We start from the raw sequence: 19,361 nt of genomic DNA, 5'->3' as shown, positions 1-19,361 counted from the left end.
TCATGGGACGCATCACACTGCAAGGTGTCAGCAAATCCTTCGACGACACACAGGTCATCCACGGCGCGGATCTGGAGATCGACGACGGCAAGTTCGTGGTCTTCGTCGGCCCCTCCGGCTGCGGCAAGACCACGTTGTTGCGCTTGATCGCCGGGCTGGAAGATGTGAGCGGCGGACGCATCCTCATCGACGGCCAGGACGTGACCGGCCTGGCGCCGGCCAAGCGTGGCTTGTCGATGGTGTTTCAGTCGTATGCGCTGTATCCGCACATGAGCGTGCGCAAGAACATCGCGTTCGGCCTGAAGATGGCGCGCGTTCCCAGTGCCGAAATCGAGCGCCGCGTGGCGCAGGCCGCCACGGTGCTCAACCTCACCGATTATCTCGACCGCAAGCCCGGGCAGTTGTCCGGCGGCCAGCGCCAGCGCGTGGCGATCGGCCGCGCCATCGTGCGCGAGCCCAAGGGCTTTCTGTTCGACGAGCCGCTCTCCAATCTGGACGCCGCCTTGCGCGTGCAGATGCGCCTGGAAGTCACCCGCCTGCAGAAGCAGCTCAAGACCACCGCGGTGTATGTCACCCACGATCAGGTCGAAGCGATGACCATGGCCGACGAGATCGTGGTACTGCAGGCCGGACGCATCGAACAGGTCGGCACGCCACTGGAGTTGTACGAGCGCCCTGCCAATGTATTCGTGGCCGGCTTCATCGGCTCGCCGCGCATGAATCTGCTGCAGGGCGAGGTAGCCGCGCGCCATGGTGCGGTCACGCTCGGGGTGCGCCCGGAGCACATCGCCGTGCAGCGCGGCAGCCCCGCAACCGGCACCGGCGATGCCTGGCAAGGCAGCGTGATCCAGGCCGAGCATCTGGGCAGCGACACCTTCGTGTACGTGGAGATCCCCGGCGTGGGCACGGTCGATGCGCGTTGCACTGGCGATCTGCGTGTGCACGTCGGCGAGACGGTGACCCTGGTCCCCGACCCGCAGCACCTGCACCGCTTCGACGCGCAGCAACAGGCCATGCGCTGAGCGCGCGCTCCCTCCCAAACCTCCCTCCCCCCTCGTTCCTCCCCCGTTTTCGTTCCTCCCCCACGATCAACACCAGCAGGAGACATGCCGATGTATCTGGACAAGTTCAAACTCGATGGCCGCGTGGCGGTCGTCACCGGCGGCGGCCGCGCGATCGGCCTGGCGATTTGCGAAGCGCTGGCCGAAGCCGGCGCCAAGGTGGTCATTGCCGATCACGATGGCGCTGTGGCCGAGCAAGGCCTGGCCACCCTGCGCAGCAAGGGCCTGGATGCAGAGTTCGTGCAGATGGACGTGACCGATTCGGCACGCGTCACCAGCGTTGCCGATACATTGAACGCCCGGTTCGGCAAGGTCGACATCCTGGTCAACAACGCCGGCATCGCCCGTAGCCAGACCCCGGCCGAAACGGTCACCGACGAGCACTGGCTCAACGTCATCGACGTCAACCTCAATGGCACGTTCTGGTGCTGCCGTGCGTTCGGCAAGCACATGCTGCAAAGCGGCGATGGCGTGATCGTCAACGTTGGCTCGATGTCAGGCTTCATCGTCAACAAACCGCAGGCGCAGGCCTACTACAACGCCTCCAAGGCAGCGGTGCATCACCTGACCAAATCGCTGGCTGCCGAATGGGGCGCACGCGGCGTGCGCGTCAATGCCGTCGCGCCGACCTATATCGCCACGCCACTCAATGCTTTCGTCAAGGAAGACCCGGCGATGTACGACGCCTGGATCGGCGGCACGCCGATGGGACGGCTGGGCGAAGTGGAAGAAATCGCCTCGGTGGCGCTGTTTCTGGCCTCCCCTGCCGCCAGCCTGATGACCGGCAGTATCGTGCTGGCCGACGGCGGCTATACCTGCTGGTAAGCCATGCAACCGACCAACGAGGCGATCTATATCGGCGTGGACGTGGGTACCGGCAGCGCCCGCGCCGGGTTGTTCGACGCGCGCGGCCAGTTGCTCGGCACCGCGCGCCATGCCATCCAGACCTGGTACCTGCCCGGCGAGATGGTCGAGCAATCTTCCGCAGACATCTGGCAGGCCTGCGTGCAGGCGATCCGCGCCGTGCTGGCACACACCGGCGTGGACGTCGCGCGGGTGGCGGGCATCGGCTTCGATGCCACCTGCTCGCTGGTGGCGGTGGCCGCCGACGGCGGGCCGGTGTGCATCAGCCCCAGCGGCCAGGCCGACCGCGATGTGATCGTGTGGATGGACCACCGCGCCATCGCCCAGGCCGCGCACATCAACGCCACCGACGAGCCGGTGCTGCGCTATGTCGGCGGGCAGATCTCGCCGGAAATGCAGACCCCCAAGCTGCTATGGCTCAAGCAGCACCTGCCCGACAGCTACGCACGCGCGGCGCATTTCTTCGACCTGGCCGACTGGCTGAGCTGGCGCGCCACCGGTAGCACCGCACGCTCGCTCTGCACGGTGACCTGCAAGTGGACCTACGTGCAGCACGAAGGCGGCTGGAGCCGGCGTTATTTCGAACGTATCGGCCTGGCCGACCTGCTGGACGATGCGGCGGCGCGGATCGGCAGCGAGGTGGTGCCGCCCGGCACCGCGCTGGGCCAGGGGCTTTCGGCGCAGGCTGCCGACGAATTGGGCTTGCGTGCCGGCATCGCGGTAGGCGCGGCGTTGATCGACGCGCATGCCGGTGCCATCGGCACGCTCGCCAGCCCGTCCGCAGATGGCCAGCCGATGCCGCTCACCGCGCGGTTGGCCTATATCTTCGGCACCTCGGCCTGCGTGCTGGCCAGCACCCAGACGCCCTGCTTCACGCCGGGCGTCTGGGGGCCTTACGGCTCCGCACTGGTCCCGGGGCTATGGCTCAACGAGGGCGGCCAATCTGCGGCGGGCGTGGCAATCGACACCCTGGTGCGCTCGCATCCGGGGTATGCCGACGCCAACGCACAGGCGACCGCGGCAGGCCAGGATGTGCTGCAGTGGCTGGAAGAACGCGTGCTGGCGCGCGTCGGCAGCGCGTCGCAGGCCGCCGTACTGGCGCGCGGGCTGCATGTGCTGCCGGACTATCTGGGCAACCGCTCGCCCGATGCCGACCCCAACGCTCGCGCCATGATCGCCGGGCTGACCATCGACCACGATCTGCAAGGTCTGGAAGCGCTGTACGTGGCCGGTGTCTGCGGTCTGGGCTACGGGCTGGCCGACATCATCGATGCGCTGCGCGCGCAGGGGGTGAGGTTCGACAGCGTGATCATGAGTGGCGGCGCCAGCCACAGCCGCCTGGTCCGCCAATTGATGGCCGATGCCTGCGGCGTGCCGGTGCAGGTTGCCGCCACCGCCGAACCGGTGCTGCTGGGCAGCGCGATGCTGGCCGCGGTGGCCAGCGGCGGCTTTGCCGATCTGCCGGCAGCGATGTCCGCCATGAGCGGCCTGGGCGCGAGCACCACCGCGACGCCGGTGCCCATCGCGCGCCTGCATGCCGCAAAGCGACGTGGCTACCAGGCCATGCAGGCGCTGGACCGGAGCCTGCGTGATGAGATGGCGCAGCTGCCGGCGGACGACAACTAATTCCTGCGACGCGCGATCCACCAGCGGCCTGGCGGCAGTTGGTGCAGACATGCCCACCAGCGCGCCGGCCGGGGGCTGCACCGTCGCCCGCGACACGAGATAGCGCAGGTGTTGGCAGACAACTCCTGAAGCGCGCGCCGCGCGATCGGCGAGTCTATGCGGCGCATCGACGTCGATGAAAACTGCCGACGCACTGCGGCGAGCAGCCGTCGGGCAGCGCCTGCGACGCGCGGGAACCGGAGGGCATGCGCGCCACACGGCGATGCAGCGCGTGACGGCCGCACACGTTTCACCGAAGCGCAAGCATCCTGTTGCTCACACCACAGGCCTCAAAACGCAAACAGCCCGCACGAAGCGGGCTGTTTGGACATCGTCATCGTCGGCCACCGCAGTGGCGGGTGACGATCAGTCGTCGTTCTTCGACATGTCTTCGTCGGCGACCACTTCGGCGGCTGCCCATTCCAGCGCTTCGCGCTCGGCACGCTCGCGTTCGGCCTTCTCGACTTCATCGATCAGGGCATTGTCGATCCGGCGGGCAGCGATCTCGCGCAGCGCCATCACGGTGGGCTTGTCGCTGGCGTCTGCGTTTTCGATCAACGGCTGCACGCCGTTGGCGAGCTGACGGGCGCGCTTGGAGGCCATCATGACCAGCTCGAAACGGTTGTTCACGACTTCCAGGCAATCTTCTACGGTAATGCGGGCCATGCGGGCTCCCGGCGACCAGCAACGGCCGCGCATCGAATGAGGGAAAGGGGGCGGAGTGTACGCCCGCGCCGCTGGCCGGGCAACCGGCGGCCATTCAGTTTGCTTTGGAATCAGCTACTTGGACCACATCGACCAACCCGCACCGGCGCCCCGGTGCGCAGAACACCCCTGCAGGTCCGGCCGCTCAGCCGCCAGCCCAGGTCATTCACAACTGCACGCATGCCGGTCGTCGACCTGCCGCGTTATGGCGTCGGAGCAAGCGCTGCGGGCAGCGTGCATCACGCGCGTGCAAGCGGCCACCCGGCGGCGGTCTCAGTCCAGCAATGCCTGGATCAAGCCGGCATGCCGCTGCTGCTGCGCCTGCCGACGCAACCGGCTGGCGGTGAAGATGGCGCACATCTCCGAGACCGCGGTGTCGAAGGTCTCGTTGATGATCACGTAATCGAACTCTTCGAAATGCAGCATTTCTTCGCGTGCGGCGGCCAGCCGCTGCGCCATCACGTCTTCGCTGTCCTGCCCGCGCTTGCGCATGCGCTCGTCCAGCGCCTGGCGCGACGGCGGCAGGATGAACACGCTCACCGCATCGGGCACTTTCTGGCGGACCTGGCGTGCGCCCTGCCAATCGATCTCCAGCAGCACATCGTGGCCGGCGGCCAACTGCGGCTCAACCGACTGCCGCGCAGTGCCCTTCCAGTCGCCATGCACCCGCGCATATTCGAAGAAATCGCCCGCTTCGATCATGCCCTGGAACTCGTCTGCCGACACAAAATGGTAGTGCTCGGCATGCCGCTCGCCCGGCCGCGGCGCGCGCGAGGTGAACGAGATCGACAACGCGATCTTCGGGTCGCGCGCCAAGGTGGCGTTGACGATGCTGCTCTTGCCGGCGCCCGAGGGGGCCGCAACGATATAGAGGGTGCCGCGCATTTTAGGGAATAGGGAGTCGAGAATAGGGAATGGGGCACCGCGCGGAGCAAGCAGGCCGTGGGGAATCGTACCTGCTTTGACGATTCCCCATTCCCGATTGCCTATTCACGGCTATTCGATGTTCTGCACCTGCTCGCGGATCTGGTCGATCAGCACCTTCAGATCCACCGCGGCGTTGGAGGTGCGGCTGTCCACCGACTTGGAGCCCAGCGTATTGGCTTCGCGGTTGAACTCCTGCAGCAGAAAGTCCAGCCGGCGGCCGACCGGTTCGCGCTGCTTGAGCACGCGGCGGATTTCGGAAATGTGGCTGGACAGACGGTCCAGTTCCTCGTCCACATCGAGCTTCTGCAGCCACAGCACCAGTTCCTGCTCGGCGCGGCCCGGGTCCACCGGATGCGGCAGATCGGCCAGGCGTGCAGCCAGCTTGGCGCGCTGCCCCTCGCGAATCGCCGGGATCAAAACGCGCACCTCGGCGGCGATGCGTTCGATCGCATCCACACGCTCGCTGATCGCCTCGGCCAGCTTGCCGCCTTCGCGCTCGCGCGCAACCACAAAACTGTCGACCACTTCGTCGAGCAAGGCCAGCGCCTGGGCCTGCAGCGCGGGCGCATCCACGTCCTGCACCTGCAACACGCCGGGCAGCTGCAGCAGATCGGTAAAGCCCACCTGCAACTTGGGAAACAGCCCGTCCAGCCGCGTGGCCAGCGCACCTAGTTCCTGCAGCAGCGATTCGTTGACCGCCAGCGTCTGTGCGTTGTCCGGCGCGCGCAAGCGCAGCGTCAGGTCCAGCTTGCCGCGGCTGTTCTTGGCTGCCACGCGTTCGCGCAGCAGCGGCTCCAGCGCACGCAATTCTTCGGGCAGGCGCACGCCCACTTCCAGAAAGCGGTGGTTGACCGAGCGCAGCTCGCAACCAAGCGTGCCCCAGGGCGTGATGCGTTCGCCGCCAGCAAACGCGGTCATGCTTCGGATCATCGTGAATCCCGTGCCGTCAAAGCGCGAATGGTACCCTAGCCGCCCACACCGGCCGGCTGCTGCCCGCCGTGCATTGGCGCCAAGACCCACCTCCCGACTTCCGGACTCATCGCATGACCTTTTCCCGTCCCAGCGGCCGCATGGCCGATCAGCTGCGCCCGGTGCGCATCGAACGCTCCTTCACCCGCCATGCCGAAGGCTCGGTGCTGGTGAGCTTCGGCGACACCCGCGTGCTGTGCACCGCCAGCGTGGAAAACCGCGTGCCGAACTTCCTGCGCGGCAAGGGCGAAGGTTGGGTCACCGCCGAATACGGCATGTTGCCGCGCTCCACCCACACCCGCTCCGACCGCGAAGCCGCACGCGGCAAGCAGGGCGGGCGCACGCTGGAAATCCAGCGGCTGATCGGCCGCGCCTTGCGCGCCTGCGTGGATCGCAACGCACTGGGCGAGCGCACCATCACCCTGGACTGCGACGTGCTGCAGGCCGACGGCGGCACCCGTACCGCCGCGATCACCGGCGCCTACGTGGCGCTGGCCGATGCGGTGAACCTGCTGCTCAAGCGCGGCGACATCAAGAAGCATCCGTTGATCGGCGCCGTCGCTGCGGTGTCGGTGGGCATCTATCGCGGCGAGCCGGTGCTGGATCTGGATTACCCGGAAGACAGCGACTGCGACACCGACATGAATGTGGTGATGAACGATGGCGGCGGCTTTATCGAGCTGCAGGGCACCGCCGAAGGCCACGCGTTCCGCCGCGAAGAACTCAATGCGCTGCTCGCCCTGGCCGAAAAGGGCATGGGCGAACTGTTCGCACTGCAACGCGCTGCACTGGCCGGATGAGCCGGCGCATTGCCCTGACCACGCTGCTGGTCGCCGATTACGATGCGGCCATTGCCTGGTACACCGGCGCGCTGGGCTTCCAGGTGCTGGAAGATCGCGCGTTGGGCGACGGCAAACGCTGGGTGGTGATCGGCCCGGGCAGCGCGCAGGATGCCGGCTTGCTGCTTGCGCAGCCGGCCGACGCCGCGCAGCAGGCGCGCATCGGCGACCAGACCGGTGGGCGGGTGGATCATTTTCTCTACACCGACGACTTCTGGCGCGACCACGCGGCGATGCAGGCGTTTGGCGTGGAATTTCTGGAAACCCCGCGCGAAGAACCGTACGGCACGGTCGTGGTGTTCCGCGATCTGTACGGCACCAAGTGGGATTTGCTGGAGCCCAAGCAATGAAACAACTGGTCCTGGCCAGCGGCAACGCCGGCAAGCTGGAGGAACTGCGCGCGATGCTGGCCGCACTGCCGCTGCGCATCGTCGCGCAAGGCGAACTCGGAGTAGAGGACGTGCCGGAAACCGGCCTGACCTTCGTCGAGAACGCGTTGATCAAGGCACGCCATGCCAGCGCCGTCACCGGCCTGCCCGCGCTGGCCGATGACTCCGGCCTGATCGTCGATGCGCTTGGCGGTGCGCCCGGTTTGTACAGCGCGCGCTATGCCGGCAGCCCGACCAATGCGCAGGCCAACAACGCCAAGTTGCTCGATGCCATGCGCGATGTGCCCGCCGAACGCCGCAGCGCGCGTTTTTACGCGGTGATCGTGCTGCTGCGTCACCCGGAAGATCCGCAGCCGCTGATCGCCGAAGGCAGCTGGGAAGGCGTGATCACCACGCAACCGCGCGGCGATGGCGGCTTTGGTTACAACCCGGTGTTCCTGGACCCGGTCTACGGCCTGACCGCGGCGGAAATGGACAGCGAGCTGAAGAACCGCTTGAGTCACCGCGCAGTGGCGCTGGCCACGCTGCAGCACAAACTGCACGCGCTCGCGCTGTAACGGACGACCTCACGCAGTGTCCGACCTGATCCCGCCCCCGCTCTCGCTCTACGTGCACCTGCCTTGGTGCGTGCGCAAATGCCCGTATTGCGACTTCAATTCGCACGCGGCCAAGGGCGTATTGCCGTTCGAGGACTACGTGGATGCATTGATCCGCGACCTGGATGCAGATCTGCCGCTGGTATGGGGACGCGTGGTGCATTCGGTGTTCTTCGGTGGGGGCACGCCCAGCCTGTTTCCGGCCGAGGCGATCGACCGCTTTTTGCAGGCCGCAGCGGCGCGGCTGCGGTTTGCGCCGAACCTTGAAATCACCCTGGAAACCAACCCGGGCACGGCCGAACATGGCCGCTTCGAGCACTACCGCGCGGCCGGTGTGAACCGGCTGAGCTTCGGGGTGCAGACCTTCGATGATGTGGCATTGCAGCGGCTGGGTCGCATCCATGACAGCGCCGACGCCGAGCGCGCGATCAAGCTGGCGCAGGATGCCGGCTACGACAATTTCAATATCGACCTGATGTATGCGTTGCCCGAGCAGACGCTGCTGCAGGCCGAGCACGATCTTGAGCGCGCCTTCGCGCTGCAGCCCACCCATATGTCGCATTACCAGCTCACGCTGGAACCCAACACGGTGTTCTTCGCGCGGCCGCCCAAGGGCATTCCCGACGACGATGCGGCCTGGGATATCCAGGAACATTGCCAAGCGTTGCTCGCCGAAGCCGGCTATGCGCAGTACGAAGTCAGCGCCTACGCCAAACCCGGGCGGCAGTGCGCGCATAACCTCAATTACTGGCGCTTCGGCGATTACCTGGGCATCGGCGCCGGCGCGCACGGCAAGATCAGTTCCGGTGCCGAGCAGCACGTGCTGCGTCGCTGGAAGCACAAGCACCCGCAAACCTATCTGGCCAGTGCCGGCACCGCCGCGTCGATCGGCGGCGATGAAGTCGTGCCGCGCGAGCGTTTGCCGTTCGAATACATGCTCAATCTGTTGCGGCTGCATGAAGGGTTTCGCCTGAGCGATTTCGAGGCATCGACCGGCCTGGCTGCCGCGGCCATCGCTGCGCCGGTGGCGCGTGCGGTGGCACAGGGGTGGCTGATCGAGCAGCAAGGACGTGTGGTGCCCACCGAACTGGGCCGCCGCTTTACCAACGATGTGGTCGAACTGTTCCTGAGCTGACCGCGCACGTCGCTCTGCAGGCGTTGTCGGCAACACGCTGATACGACGGCTGGCAACGCTGCAGCCACCGGCGCACGCTCCTGCCGACGTACACGCACAGACAGCGACGCATCGACTGCCAGCGCCCACAGGGTCGCTGGGCAGTGGGAAAACATGCTACATAGCTCACGCTTCGCATCGAGCCCACCCTCCCGGATGTCCACGCCCGTTTCTTCCCTGCAGCCCACACTCAGCGGCCCGATCGCCGAGGCACCCGTGTCCGCGCGTGGCCGTCGCCTGCTGGGCATGCTGCATGCGCACTGCGTGCAGGCGCTCAACGGCTCACTGCGGTTGACCATCGTCGAGCTGGAGCGCGAACTGCTGCACCGGGCCGAACATGCGCGCAACAGCCAGATTCAGGCCGATACCTACGCGCAGATGCGTGGGCTACGCGATCACATCGACCAATTCCCGCAGCTGTTCCTGCAGCACCTGGCGCAGGATCTGGCCCTGCTGCGCGAACGCCCCACGCTGGTGCCTCCCGCCGAGACAACGGCCCAGCCGCAGATGCTGACCCTGGTGGAAGACACCGATATCGACCGCGATATCGTGCTCAGCGAGATCGCCCGCCGCGAAACGGCACGCCGTGCCGATGCGCTGCAATTGCTGGCACAGCGGCTGGCGGTGATCGGCGCGGTGCCGGAGTTCGAGCTGGACGCCTTGCCGCTTGGCCCCTACGCGCTCTGCCGGATCCTGCGCGAGTGCGGCCAGCTGCTGGGCCTCAACCTGGATGGTCAACTGGCGCTGTACAAGGTGTTCGAGCACCAGGTGATGGACCGCCTGGGCGACCTGTACGAGAGCGCCAACGCCACGCTGGCGCAGGAAGGCATTCTGCCGGGGCTGATCTACCACCCGTATCTGGTCAGGCCCACGCAGGTGCAGACACGCCGCACCTTGCCGGACAGCGCAGGCGCGCCCAGGAACGCTGCCACCTCTGGCACGCCCGGCGCCGCGCACCCCGGCGCGCGCCCGGCCACCGCATGGGCCGGCCAATCCGCGCCAACCGCATGGCAGAGCGCGCTACTCGATGCGCACGGTACGTCCGCGGTTGTGCCCACCGCAGCAACAAGCGCGCAAGCGACCTCACCCGCGCTGGACGACGCCGCACACGCGCTGGACAGCCTGATGTCCTCGGCCCGCCAGTCGCAGGCAGCAGCCAGCGCTGGCATACATCAGCGCGGCGCGCCGGGCAGCCTGGTGCAGGCCGCCGCTGCGCAACCGTCTGCACAGCCCTCTGCGCAGCCCTCCGGCCCTGCCCCGGTCAGCGTGCCCAAGGCCGCGCTCGGCGAGGCGCTGGCCAGCCTGCAAGGCGCGCTGGGCGCGCAGCCAGCTGCAGCGTCGCAGGGGTCCGGCATCGATGCGGTGCAGCGTCAGGTGCTGGCACTGTTACGCGCCGAGCACGGCGCGGATGCCGCGCTCTCGCCGCAAGATAACGACACCTTCGACCTGCTCGGTCTGCTCTACGCGCAGATGCAGCGTGAAGTGCGCGAGCACACGCCCGCGCAGGCCCTGCTCGCCAAGCTGCAGGTGCCGGTGGTGCGCGCCGCGTTGGCCGACACGCACTTCTTCGTGCGCGACCAGCACCCGGTGCGCGAGTTGCTCAATACCGTGGCCGAGTCCGGCGCGGTGTGGCTGGGTGACGACGATGTCGACCCGCAGCTGTTGCACAAGCTGGGCAGCGCAGTCGACACAATCGTCAACAACTACCAGGGCGACGAGGCGGTGTTTGCAACCGCAAACGACGATATCCAGACGCATCTGCGCAACCTGGCGCGCAAGGCCGAAGTGGCCGAACGCCGGCATGTGGATGCCGCACGCGGCAAGGAACGGCTGGAATCGGCCAAGCAGCAGGCGCAGGCGCGCATCGAGCAACTCTGCGAAGACAGCGCGCCGCCGCGCTTCGTGCAATCGCTGCTGCGCCAGGCGTGGTCGGACGTCCTCACGCTCACCCTGCTGCGGCAAGGCGAGCAATCGCCCGAATGGGACGAGCGCCAGGCCCTGACCGCACGCATCGCCGAAGTCACCTGCCGCAGCAAGGGCTTGCCGACCGACATCGCGCTGGGCACCGACGTCGAAACCGCGTTGCTGCAGGTCGGCTATCACCACGATGAAGCGGCAGCGATCGCGCGACGCCTGTCCACGCCCGGTGGCGACGATGCGCTCACCTCACGCACCGAGCTCACCGCCAAACTCAAGGCGCGCGCGCGGCTGGGCGACCAGGGCGACACCGCCGCGCGCAAGCCGGCCATCACGCCGCGAACGCCGGACGAAGAAGCCTGCTACGTGCAGCTGCGCAGCCTGCCTTTCGGCACCTGGTTCGAATTTGTGATCAATCAACAAGGCGACCTGCGTCGGCAGCGCCTGTCCTGGTACAGCCCGATGACCGGCAACGCGCTGTTCGTCAATCAGCGCGGACAAAAGCTCGGCGAGCAATCGCTGGATGGTCTGGCGCGGCTGATGGCCAGCGGCCAGGCACGCTTGCTGGTGGAAGAAAAATCGCGGCTGATCGACCGCGCCTGGCATGCCACCGTGCGCACGCTACGCAGTCTGGCTGGCCACTCCCCCACCGAGGCCTCTGCATGATCCAGGACACCCGCCGCGCCCCGCGCCGCCAGCCCAGCGACATGGTGCCGGTCGTCGACATGCTCAGCGACGCGCAGATCGGCCGGGTCGGCAATGTCTCCGAAACCGGCATGTTGCTGCTGGCCTCGGTTCCGTTGCACGACGACGCGCTGTATCAGCTGCGTTTCAGCCTGCCCGAGCGCATCGGCCGCGCCACCGAAATCGATGTCGGCGTGCACTTGCTGTGGTCCGAGGCCGCACATGCGCCGGGGCAGGCCTGGGCCGGCTTTCGTTTCCTGAGCATGTCCGAGCCGCATCGCCTGCGTCTGCGCGCATGGATCGCCGAAGAACACATGGTCGGCTGACCGATTCACAGGCTTTGCGGCAAACTTGCGCCCTGCCTTGCATCGCGACCGAGTTCCGCATGACCCAGCCTTCCATGAGCCGCCTGTATTCCGACCACCTGCGCACGCTCACCGCGCGCACGGATGAAGCGCTGCAGCGCGGCGGCTTTGATCACCTGGTGGTGCCCAGCGGCACCACGCACTACCAGCTGTTCGACGACCGCGATTACCCGTTCGCGGTGAACCCGCAGTTCAAGACCTGGGTGCCGCTGACACGCATCCCCAACAGCTGGCTGATCTACACCCCCGGCCAGCGCCCGACGGTGCTCTTCTATCAGCCGTTCGACTACTGGCATGTGGTGCCCGACGCCCCCAGCGGCTGGTGGGTGGAGCATTGCGACATCCACATCATCCGCACCCCGGACGAGGCGTTGAAGCTGCTGCCCGCGCGCAGCGCACGCTGCGCCATCCTGGGCGAGGCGCAGAGCGCGTTGGGCGCCTACGTGCCCAACAACCCACAGCCGGTCATCGATTACCTGGACTATCAGCGCGCCTTCAAGACGCCGTACGAACTGGCGCTGATGCGCGTCGCCCAGCAACTGGCGGTGCGTGGGCATCGCGCGGCCGAAGCGGCGTTTCGCGCTGGCCAAAGCGAATTCGGCATCCATATGGCCTACTGCGCAGCAGTGGGCCAGGACGCCAACACGCTGCCCTACGGCAACATCATCGCGCTCAACGAACATGGCGCAGTGCTGCATTACACCGAGCTGGGCCAACATGCGCCGCAACCGCTGCGCAGCTTTCTGATCGACGCCGGTGCCTCCGCAGACGGTTACGCAAGCGACATCACCCGTACCTACGCCGCCGACATCGGCAGCGAGTTTCAGGCGCTGATCGACGCCGTCGATGCCGCACAGGTGCGCATGGGCCAGAGCGTGCGCGCCGGGGTGGATTACAAGCAACTGCATGTGGACGCGCATCTGGCCCTGATGGGCATCCTCAAGGATTTCGGCATCCTCACCGTGTCGGCCGAAGCCGCACTGGCGACCGGCGTCAGCGCCGCGTTCTTCCCGCACGGCCTGGGCCATCTGATCGGCCTGCAGGTGCACGATGTGGCCGGCTTCGCCGCCAGCGATCGCGGCGGCCGCATCGAACGCCCGGCAGGCCATCCGGCTCTGCGTCTGACCCGCGTCCTGGAACCCGGCATGGTGGTGACCATCGAGCCCGGCGTGTACTTCATCGACATGCTGTTGGACGAAGTGAAAAAGAACGGCCACGCCGCCAGCGTCGACTGGCAGCGCGTGGAGCAGTTCAAGCCCTACGGCGGCATTCGCATCGAAGACGAAGTGGTGTGCACCGATGACGCACCGGAAAACCTGACCCGGCCGGTGTTTGCCGCACCTTGATTTAGAGCGGCTCACAAACCGACTGCGCAGCCGCCAGGCGGGCGCGGGCGACGCTCGGTGCGGCATGCACCACTCGTACACTCCGGTTCTGAGCGCGCCGTCCACACGCACCTGACGACCGCTCGCCACGGTTTGTTAGCCACAATTACACTGCACAGCACGGAGCATCGCCATGAACGATCCACGCCAGACCTCGCACCCCGACCACCCGATGTATCAGCAGATCGAACGCGGCGTGCATGCGATCGACGCCGCGCATGGGCGCGACCCAGACCAGACCAGCGCGCGACTCACTGCCGCCTTGCTGCCATTGGCGAAGGAAGGCGGGCTGTCGCGCGTGGATCACGTGCTGATGAGCGAAGCGAACAAGACCGGCGTGCACGGCGGCGAAAACGTGTTCGTGGTGCAGGGGGATCCCGCCAACCCGACACATCTGCGCGCGCACATGAAAACCGAGCAGGCACTGGCAACGCCCGAAGAACAGTCATTCGAGCGTGCGCGGCAGATCGCCGCACCTGGCGAGGCACTGCAACAGCCAGAGCGCACGCAGACACCGCAGCTGGGCTAGTGACACTGCTGGCGCGTTGTGGCGACGGCGCGTCAGGCAAAGTCACCTCGATGGCGCACGCGCTGGTTGGAAGCACGCTCGGCGCGAATCATTGAGATCGGCTCACACAACGCAGCGAGTCGTCGTCAGGTGGATGAGGACGACGCACTCAGAAACGAAGTGCACGCGCGGTACATGCCGCACCGAGCACCAGCCAAGCCTGCCTGGCGACTGCACAGTCGTCTTGTTAGCTGCTCCAAGTCCATCGCGCATCTTGAGTTGCGTGTGCGGTTGCGCCGGCCGACCAGCCGATTGCGGTGACGCATCGCAATGCCAAGCGTCCAGCGTCTGTGTGGAAGGTACTGACGGCAACGCGGCTGGCGATCCAGACAATCGACCTGCCAGACGCTCGACCTGTCAGCAACTACACACTGACCCCAGCCATCTCCGCTTCGATCTCATCGGCGCTGCGCGCAAGCGCATCGGTGAGCACGCGATGGTCATCGGCGGTGATCAGCACATTGTCTTCGGTGCGGATGCCGATGCCGCGCCACTTGGCGTCCACGCTCGTATCGTCGGCGGAGACGTACAGCCCAGGCTCGATGGTGAACACCATGCCGGGCTCCAGCAGGCGCGAGTCGCCGGCCAAGCGGTAATCGCCAACGTCGTGCACATCCAGGCCCAGCCAATGCCCGGTCTTGTGCCGATAGAAGCGTTTGTAATGCTCCTCGGCAATGTTGCGCTCCAACTTGCCCTTGAGCAGGCCCAGGCGCAGCAGCCCCTCGGTCAGGGTTTCCACTGCAGCCAGATGGCCGGCCTCGTAAGGCACGCCAGGACGCGCCTGTGCGAGCGCAGCCGCCTGCGCCGCACCGACCAGTGCGTGCAGCGCGCGCTGCGCGGGCGTGAAGCGGCCGTTGACCGGGAAGGTACGGGTGATATCGGCCGCATAACCGCGGTATTCGGCACCGGCATCGATCAGCACCAGCTCGCCTTCGCGGCTACGCGCATTGTTGGCGCGGTAATGCAGCACACACGCGTTGCTGCCGGTGCCGACGATACTGCCGTACGCCGGCCATGCATCGGCAGCGCGGAATTCGCGCTCCACCTCCGCCTGCAGTTCGTACTCGTGCACGCCCGGGCGCGCCAGCCGCATCGCCGCACGGTGCGCGCGCACGCTGATGTCGGCCGCCTGCTGCATCAAGGCGATTTCGTCGCGCGATTTGAACAGGCGCTGCTCGTGCAGCAGATGCCCAAGCTCCAGAAATTCGTGCGGCGGCTGCGCGCCATGACGCACCTGCTCGCGCACCCGCTTGAGCCAGCCGATCAACTTGAGATCGAAATCGACATCGCGCCCGAAGTGGTAATAGACCCGGGTGCGACCCTCGAGCAGACCCGGCAGGATCTCGTCCACGTCGTCTATGGGGTACGCATCGTCCATGCCGTAGCGTTCCACCGCCCCTTCCTGGCCCTCGCGCGGGCCATCCCAGGCTTCGCGCTCGGCATCGCGCTCGCGGCAGAACAGGATCGCTTCGCCATGCTTGCGCCCGGGCACCAACACCAGCACTGCTTCCGGCTCGGGAAACCCGCTCAGATACCAGAAGTCCGAATCCTGCCGATACGGGTAATGGGTGTCGTGGCTGCGGATGCGCTCGGGCGCAGCCGGCAGGATCAGGATGGCCTGCTCGCCGGCCATCTGCATGAGCTGCTTGCGCCGGCGCGCGTATTCGGCCGCGCCGATCCCGGTGAGCTTTTTCATATCGGCGCGGCGATCAGTTCAAGCGTTGACGGAAACGCGGCCCCATCACGCAGTCGCCATGCAGCAACAGCACTGCCACGCGCACGAACTCTTCGATCTCGGCCAGCGCGGTGTCGTCTTCTTCGCCGGCATCGAAGTCGTCGCTAGAGGCCTGCGCCAGACGCGCCAGATCCTGCAACGCTTCCTCGCCCTCTTCGCTCAGCGCCGGGCGCTGCTGCGCGGCCAGCCCGAAACCGCCCAGAAACGCGCGGCACCAGTCGAACAAGGCATCGGTGCGCGCCGGCAGCGGGGCGCCGTCTTCGACCAGCAGCAGCTCAAACGCGAAATCGCGATCTTCCAGCTGCGCCACCGTGACCTGGCGCATCTGATCCAGCGCGCCACCCTGTTTGGGCGACACCTGCGCGGTGTCGGCCAGGATGCGCGCCAGCCAGTCGCCGCTGTCGGCACCACCGCCGGACAGCCATCCACATAGCCCGCCATGCAACTCAGCCGCAGAGGACGCCAGCTCGAGCTGACGACTTTCAGTTTGCACAGCGGTTACGTCAGGCAGATCCATCGACTCATCCAGGCTAAGGGCAGAAGGCGCCCACGCATGCGCGGGCGATCAGACTTCCCAGTGTATCAAGGCACCCCGTATCGGCTGCTACCGCGACGTTCCATGCAGCGTTCCACGCGCGCTACGCCGGACTGGCGCGATCTGGCCCAAGGCCTTGGCGGGCTTGGCCTGACGGCACGTAAGCCACCGGTCGTCCGGCGCTTGACCGCCGCGCGCACGCGCCCCTATCGTGAGCGCATGGATAACGCTGCCGCCCTCGCTCAACTCCGCGCACTTGCCGCCCGCGTGGAGGCGCTGGTCGAGCGAACTCAACGGCTGACCGACGAAAACCGCAGCCTGCGGCACCAACAGGAACAGCTGATCGGCGAGCGCTCGCAGCTGCTGACCAAGAACGAGCAGGCCCGTTCACGGGTGGAAGCCATGATCGTACGGTTGAAGTCATTGGAGCAGCACACGTGAGTACCACCGAGCCGGTCAGCGTGCGTATTCTGGATCGTGAATACACGGTTGGCGTGACCGCAGAAGAGCGCGAGAGTCTCACCGCCGCAGCGCGGCTGCTGGATCTGCGCATGCGCGAGATTCGCGGCAGCAACCGTATGGCGGCGGTGGATCGCGTCGCGGTGCTGGCCGCACTCAATCTTGCGCACGAACTGCAGCAGGTGCGCGATCAGCAGGCGCTCTACGATCGCGAACTGGCCAACACGCTCGACACCTTGAATCGTCGTCTGGACAGCGTTGCCGACACGCCGCGTTGAGGCCTACGTCGCAGTGTCGTCGCAAAGATGAACTTTGCAGGGCGCGCGCCGACGAATGGGCTAGCCATCGCGCAACAGAGGTCTATAATTCGATTGCGTTCTCTGCTGTAAACGACAGCGTGCAAAACATTCGCCTTGTCCCTTAATTACGACCATGGGGGCGCGACGAAGCCGGGTGTGCAAGTCCGCCTTGTAGCGGGAAGCCCGATGGCCTCACAACGTCCCCACTTGAACCCCGGGTTCAAGGTCGTTTCGCCCGCATCGTCACGGCGGAGAATGCAAATCTGAAACGGCGCCTTCGGGCGTCGTTTCTTTTTGTGCGTTCGAAGCCTGTCCGTTTGTGCATCCACTTGTGCATCCACCGCTTGCAGCTGAGGCGTGAGCATGACCTTGCGGCAGTGCTGCGATGTGCGTTCGCACGCTATCTGTGCTCGCGCAGCTATGCCCTGGCGCGTTTACGCCGATTGACACCGCACTGGTGCGACGCGTCGCCGGATTGCCGCGACCATGCCACTGCCCACGGACTCCGTGCTGGGATCGCAGGTGCGCGAACCCGAACCCAACATCACCGAATCGGCACCGTACGCCGATTGACACCGCACTGGTGCGACGCGTCGCCGGATTGCGGCGGCCATGCCGCTGCCTACCGACTCCGTGCTGGGATCGCAGGTGCGCGAACCCGAACCCAACACCACCGAATCGGCACCGAAGGCGATGCGTGCGCCTTGCACTGATGCACTTAGGGCTGGCCGCGCCTGAACTCATCTCCTTTCATTGGTTCGATCTCCAATAAAACCAGTTGGCGGATCCGCAGCGCGTGCTCTTCCAGTGACGAAGCCAGATCCTTGCCGCGCGCAGCGGTCCAACCCATCGCGCCACGCGCTCCTGCGAGGATGGTCCACGTGCCGATGGCGCGACCGCATGCATGACCACCCACGCATGACGTCGCGCACGCGATGGAATGACGTGACATGCCGTGAGAGTGATCCGTACGACGACACAGCCAAAAAGATCGGCTTGCGTGAAACGCGACGGGCTGCCAACACGCCCTTCCGGACACACCGCTAGGCAGGTGGACGCCTGCCACCGACAATGTGCCTCCCTCACTGCCGCGAGACCCCAATGACCGAGGACCGAGAGGCGTTGCGTCAGCAGCTACGCGCGCAGCGGCGCAGCCTGCCGGCCACGCAGCGCTTGGCCGCTGCCGATGCACTGGCCGAGCAGTTGCTGGCGCTGCCGTTTGCGCCGCATACCGGCGCGGTGGCCGGGTATTGGGCGATGGATGGCGAGATCGCCTTGCATCGCTGGCAACTGAGCTTGCCAGCGGGGGTGCGCTATTGCCTGCCGGTGCTGGACGGCCGCGTGCTGCGCTTTGCGCCGTGGCGGCCGGGCCAGGGCCTGGTCAGCAATCGCTACGGCATTCCCGAGCCGGACGTGGAGCGCACCGAGCTGCTTGCACCCGAAGAGATGGCGCTGGTGGTGACCCCGCTCACCGGTTTCGACGCCGCGTGTCGGCGGCTGGGCATGGGAGGTGGCTGGTATGATCGCAGCTTCGCGTTCCGGCATCGCCAGGCGCCACCGCCCTGGCTGGTCGGCGTCGGCTTCGCTGCGCAACAGGTGCCTGCGTTGCCGACCGAATCCTGGGACGTGGCGATGGATGCCATCTGTACCGAACACGCCACTTTCCTGAAAGACGACACCCTCTCTGTATGACTGCCCGCAAGCGCTATTGGTTGATGAAGTCCGAGCCGGACACGTTTTCCATCGATGATCTGGAGCGTGTGGGCACCGAGCCGTGGAACGGCGTACGCAATTACCAGGCGCGCAATTTCATGCGCGACGGCATGCAGGTCGGCGATGGCGTGTTTTTTTATCACTCCAACTGCAAGGTGCCCGGCATCGTCGGCATCGCCAAGGTGGCGAGCGCGGCGTACCCGGACGACACCCAGTTCGACCCCAGGTCCGATTACCACGACCCCAAGGCCAGCCGCGAAGACCCGCGCTGGATGCTGGTGGACGTGGCGTTCGAGCGCAAACTCAAACGCACGATTTCGCTGGACGAGATCAAGCAGCACGCCGATGCGTTGGGCGAAGGCTTCCCGCTGATTGCGCGCGGCAACCGCCTATCGATCCTGCCGGTGACCGCCGCGCAATGGAAATTGTTGCTGGCGATGGAGTAGCCGGGAGTAGGGATTCGGGATTTGCGAGTTGCAAATCCCGGCCCGGCCCAGCCGCTCTTGCGATTC

The 19,361-nt window shown here is 66.3% G+C and carries 21 protein-coding genes and 3 other RNA genes; 17 read left to right on the top strand and 7 right to left on the bottom strand.

What is annotated here, in order from left to right; genetic code table 11:
- Positions 1-2: 2 nt before the first annotated feature.
- The 3 genes from ASF90_RS08845 (at position 3) to ASF90_RS08835 (ending at position 3,551) form a co-directional block, all read left to right on the top strand.
- The gene (locus tag ASF90_RS08845) at positions 3-1,022 is read left to right on the top strand and encodes an ABC transporter ATP-binding protein (RefSeq protein ID WP_055848606.1); all 1,020 of its coding nucleotides are present in this window, start codon (positions 3-5) and stop codon (positions 1,020-1,022) included.
- An 84-nt stretch (positions 1,023-1,106) separates the two neighbouring features.
- Entirely contained in the window at positions 1,107-1,886 is a 780-nt protein-coding gene (locus ASF90_RS08840; protein ID WP_201782820.1) for an SDR family oxidoreductase, read from the top strand.
- A gap of 3 nt (positions 1,887-1,889) precedes the next feature.
- Entirely contained in the window at positions 1,890-3,551 is a 1,662-nt protein-coding gene (locus tag ASF90_RS08835) for an FGGY-family carbohydrate kinase (RefSeq protein ID WP_055848603.1), read from the top strand.
- A 405-nt stretch (positions 3,552-3,956) separates the two neighbouring features.
- Here ASF90_RS08835 and rpoZ read toward each other — a convergent pair whose 3' ends face one another.
- The 3 genes from rpoZ to ASF90_RS08820 all read right to left on the bottom strand — a co-directional run bounded on the left by rpoZ (position 3,957) and on the right by ASF90_RS08820 (position 6,152).
- Positions 3,957-4,256 (bottom strand): DNA-directed RNA polymerase subunit omega, encoded by a 300-nt coding sequence (gene rpoZ, locus ASF90_RS08830; protein WP_002812428.1) that lies wholly within the window; start codon positions 4,254-4,256, stop codon positions 3,957-3,959.
- Positions 4,257-4,568: 312 nt separating this feature from the next.
- Complete coding sequence (gene gmk, locus ASF90_RS08825; protein ID WP_055848600.1) at positions 4,569-5,180, bottom strand: guanylate kinase; 612 nt, start codon at positions 5,178-5,180, stop codon at positions 4,569-4,571.
- Between the two features lie 111 nt (positions 5,181-5,291).
- Complete coding sequence (locus ASF90_RS08820) at positions 5,292-6,152, bottom strand: YicC/YloC family endoribonuclease (protein WP_055848598.1); 861 nt, start codon at positions 6,150-6,152, stop codon at positions 5,292-5,294.
- Positions 6,153-6,265: 113 nt separating this feature from the next.
- Here ASF90_RS08820 and rph point away from each other — a divergent pair, with 113 nt between their 5' ends.
- The 9 genes from rph to ASF90_RS08780 all read left to right on the top strand — a co-directional run bounded on the left by rph (position 6,266) and on the right by ASF90_RS08780 (position 14,069).
- On the top strand, positions 6,266-6,991 hold the full coding sequence (gene rph / locus ASF90_RS08815; protein WP_055848595.1) for a ribonuclease PH: 726 nt from the start codon (positions 6,266-6,268) through the stop codon (positions 6,989-6,991).
- Positions 6,988-7,380, top strand: coding sequence for a VOC family protein (locus ASF90_RS08810; protein ID WP_055848592.1), 393 nt, complete (start codon positions 6,988-6,990; stop codon positions 7,378-7,380). The genes rph and ASF90_RS08810 overlap by 4 nt, the downstream gene beginning before the upstream one ends.
- Entirely contained in the window at positions 7,377-7,976 is a 600-nt protein-coding gene (rdgB, locus tag ASF90_RS08805; RefSeq protein WP_055848588.1) for an RdgB/HAM1 family non-canonical purine NTP pyrophosphatase, read from the top strand. Before ASF90_RS08810 ends, rdgB begins: the two co-directional genes overlap by 4 nt.
- A gap of 16 nt (positions 7,977-7,992) precedes the next feature.
- Positions 7,993-9,150, top strand: coding sequence for a radical SAM family heme chaperone HemW (gene hemW / locus ASF90_RS08800; protein ID WP_055848585.1), 1,158 nt, complete (start codon positions 7,993-7,995; stop codon positions 9,148-9,150).
- 195 nt (positions 9,151-9,345) lie between these two features.
- A complete protein-coding gene (locus ASF90_RS08795) occupies positions 9,346-11,772 on the top strand; it encodes a DUF1631 domain-containing protein (RefSeq protein ID WP_055848583.1) in 2,427 nt (808 codons plus the stop codon).
- Complete coding sequence (locus ASF90_RS08790; RefSeq protein ID WP_055848580.1) at positions 11,769-12,116, top strand: PilZ domain-containing protein; 348 nt, start codon at positions 11,769-11,771, stop codon at positions 12,114-12,116. Before ASF90_RS08795 ends, ASF90_RS08790 begins: the two co-directional genes overlap by 4 nt.
- Before the next feature lie 59 nt (positions 12,117-12,175).
- Positions 12,176-13,501, top strand: coding sequence for a Xaa-Pro dipeptidase (gene pepQ, locus ASF90_RS08785; RefSeq protein ID WP_055848577.1), 1,326 nt, complete (start codon positions 12,176-12,178; stop codon positions 13,499-13,501).
- A 64-nt stretch (positions 13,502-13,565) separates the two neighbouring features.
- Positions 13,566-13,642, top strand: a non-coding RNA gene (locus ASF90_RS21895) — sX9 sRNA.
- A gap of 31 nt (positions 13,643-13,673) precedes the next feature.
- Positions 13,674-14,069 (top strand): XVIPCD domain-containing protein, encoded by a 396-nt coding sequence (locus tag ASF90_RS08780; RefSeq protein ID WP_055848575.1) that lies wholly within the window; start codon positions 13,674-13,676, stop codon positions 14,067-14,069.
- A gap of 99 nt (positions 14,070-14,168) precedes the next feature.
- Here the strand turns inward: ASF90_RS08780 and ASF90_RS21890 are convergent.
- The 3 genes from ASF90_RS21890 to ASF90_RS08770 all read right to left on the bottom strand — a co-directional run bounded on the left by ASF90_RS21890 (position 14,169) and on the right by ASF90_RS08770 (position 16,360).
- A non-coding RNA gene (locus ASF90_RS21890) (sX9 sRNA) lies at positions 14,169-14,245 on the bottom strand.
- 227 nt (positions 14,246-14,472) lie between these two features.
- Complete coding sequence (locus ASF90_RS08775) at positions 14,473-15,804, bottom strand: aminopeptidase P N-terminal domain-containing protein (RefSeq protein WP_055848572.1); 1,332 nt, start codon at positions 15,802-15,804, stop codon at positions 14,473-14,475.
- A gap of 13 nt (positions 15,805-15,817) precedes the next feature.
- Positions 15,818-16,360: a YecA family protein gene (locus ASF90_RS08770; protein WP_055848570.1), complete on the bottom strand. Its 543-nt coding sequence runs from the start codon at positions 16,358-16,360 to the stop codon at positions 15,818-15,820.
- 237 nt (positions 16,361-16,597) lie between these two features.
- Here ASF90_RS08770 and ASF90_RS08765 point away from each other — a divergent pair, with 237 nt between their 5' ends.
- The 3 genes from ASF90_RS08765 to ssrS all read left to right on the top strand — a co-directional run bounded on the left by ASF90_RS08765 (position 16,598) and on the right by ssrS (position 17,395).
- A complete protein-coding gene (locus tag ASF90_RS08765) occupies positions 16,598-16,819 on the top strand; it encodes a TIGR02449 family protein (RefSeq protein WP_055850286.1) in 222 nt (73 codons plus the stop codon).
- Positions 16,816-17,115: a cell division protein ZapA gene (locus ASF90_RS08760; RefSeq protein ID WP_055848567.1), complete on the top strand. Its 300-nt coding sequence runs from the start codon at positions 16,816-16,818 to the stop codon at positions 17,113-17,115. Before ASF90_RS08765 ends, ASF90_RS08760 begins: the two co-directional genes overlap by 4 nt.
- A gap of 96 nt (positions 17,116-17,211) precedes the next feature.
- A non-coding RNA gene (ssrS, locus tag ASF90_RS21885) (6S RNA) lies at positions 17,212-17,395 on the top strand.
- Positions 17,396-17,854: 459 nt separating this feature from the next.
- On the opposite strand, the gene ASF90_RS23400 is transcribed toward ssrS, so the two are convergent.
- Complete coding sequence (locus ASF90_RS23400; protein ID WP_153066576.1) at positions 17,855-18,088, bottom strand: hypothetical protein; 234 nt, start codon at positions 18,086-18,088, stop codon at positions 17,855-17,857.
- Between the two features lie 149 nt (positions 18,089-18,237).
- On the opposite strand from ASF90_RS23400, the gene ASF90_RS08755 reads away from it, so the two are divergent.
- Both ASF90_RS08755 and ASF90_RS08750 read left to right on the top strand, forming a co-directional pair.
- Positions 18,238-18,828: a 5-formyltetrahydrofolate cyclo-ligase gene (locus ASF90_RS08755; protein ID WP_055848564.1), complete on the top strand. Its 591-nt coding sequence runs from the start codon at positions 18,238-18,240 to the stop codon at positions 18,826-18,828.
- Complete coding sequence (locus ASF90_RS08750) at positions 18,825-19,295, top strand: EVE domain-containing protein (protein ID WP_055848561.1); 471 nt, start codon at positions 18,825-18,827, stop codon at positions 19,293-19,295. The genes ASF90_RS08755 and ASF90_RS08750 overlap by 4 nt, the downstream gene beginning before the upstream one ends.
- The last annotated feature ends 66 nt before the right edge of the window (positions 19,296-19,361 follow it).

The sequence above is a fragment of the Xanthomonas sp. Leaf148 genome (assembly GCF_001423585.1).
Lineage (GTDB): Bacteria > Pseudomonadota > Gammaproteobacteria > Xanthomonadales > Xanthomonadaceae > Xanthomonas.
The sequence above is the reverse complement of the archived record's forward strand: the minus strand, read 5'-3'. Positions and strand labels throughout refer to the sequence as shown.

Excerpts from the sequence above, each read along its gene's own strand:
- ASF90_RS08845 (WP_055848606.1), top strand. The coding sequence starts at position 3 with ATGGGACGCATCACACTGCAAGGTGTCAGCAAATCCTTCGACGACACA.
- ASF90_RS08840 (WP_201782820.1), top strand. The coding sequence starts at position 1,107 with ATGCCGATGTATCTGGACAAGTTCAAACTCGATGGCCGCGTGGCGGTC.
- ASF90_RS08835 (WP_055848603.1), top strand. The coding sequence starts at position 1,890 with ATGCAACCGACCAACGAGGCGATCTATATCGGCGTGGACGTGGGTACC.
- rpoZ (WP_002812428.1), bottom strand. The coding sequence starts at position 4,256 with ATGGCCCGCATTACCGTAGAAGATTGCCTGGAAGTCGTGAACAACCGT.
- gmk (WP_055848600.1), bottom strand. The coding sequence starts at position 5,180 with ATGCGCGGCACCCTCTATATCGTTGCGGCCCCCTCGGGCGCCGGCAAG.
- ASF90_RS08820 (WP_055848598.1), bottom strand. The coding sequence starts at position 6,152 with ATGATCCGAAGCATGACCGCGTTTGCTGGCGGCGAACGCATCACGCCC.
- rph (WP_055848595.1), top strand. The coding sequence starts at position 6,266 with ATGACCTTTTCCCGTCCCAGCGGCCGCATGGCCGATCAGCTGCGCCCG.
- ASF90_RS08810 (WP_055848592.1), top strand. The coding sequence starts at position 6,988 with ATGAGCCGGCGCATTGCCCTGACCACGCTGCTGGTCGCCGATTACGAT.
- rdgB (WP_055848588.1), top strand. The coding sequence starts at position 7,377 with ATGAAACAACTGGTCCTGGCCAGCGGCAACGCCGGCAAGCTGGAGGAA.
- ASF90_RS08795 (WP_055848583.1), top strand. The coding sequence starts at position 9,346 with ATGTCCACGCCCGTTTCTTCCCTGCAGCCCACACTCAGCGGCCCGATC.
- ASF90_RS08790 (WP_055848580.1), top strand. The coding sequence starts at position 11,769 with ATGATCCAGGACACCCGCCGCGCCCCGCGCCGCCAGCCCAGCGACATG.
- pepQ (WP_055848577.1), top strand. The coding sequence starts at position 12,176 with ATGACCCAGCCTTCCATGAGCCGCCTGTATTCCGACCACCTGCGCACG.
- ASF90_RS08780 (WP_055848575.1), top strand. The coding sequence starts at position 13,674 with ATGAACGATCCACGCCAGACCTCGCACCCCGACCACCCGATGTATCAG.
- ASF90_RS08775 (WP_055848572.1), bottom strand. The coding sequence starts at position 15,804 with ATGAAAAAGCTCACCGGGATCGGCGCGGCCGAATACGCGCGCCGGCGC.
- ASF90_RS08770 (WP_055848570.1), bottom strand. The coding sequence starts at position 16,360 with ATGGATCTGCCTGACGTAACCGCTGTGCAAACTGAAAGTCGTCAGCTC.
- ASF90_RS08765 (WP_055850286.1), top strand. The coding sequence starts at position 16,598 with ATGGATAACGCTGCCGCCCTCGCTCAACTCCGCGCACTTGCCGCCCGC.
- ASF90_RS23400 (WP_153066576.1), bottom strand. The coding sequence starts at position 18,088 with ATGTCACGTCATTCCATCGCGTGCGCGACGTCATGCGTGGGTGGTCAT.
- ASF90_RS08755 (WP_055848564.1), top strand. The coding sequence starts at position 18,238 with ATGACCGAGGACCGAGAGGCGTTGCGTCAGCAGCTACGCGCGCAGCGG.
- ASF90_RS08750 (WP_055848561.1), top strand. The coding sequence starts at position 18,825 with ATGACTGCCCGCAAGCGCTATTGGTTGATGAAGTCCGAGCCGGACACG.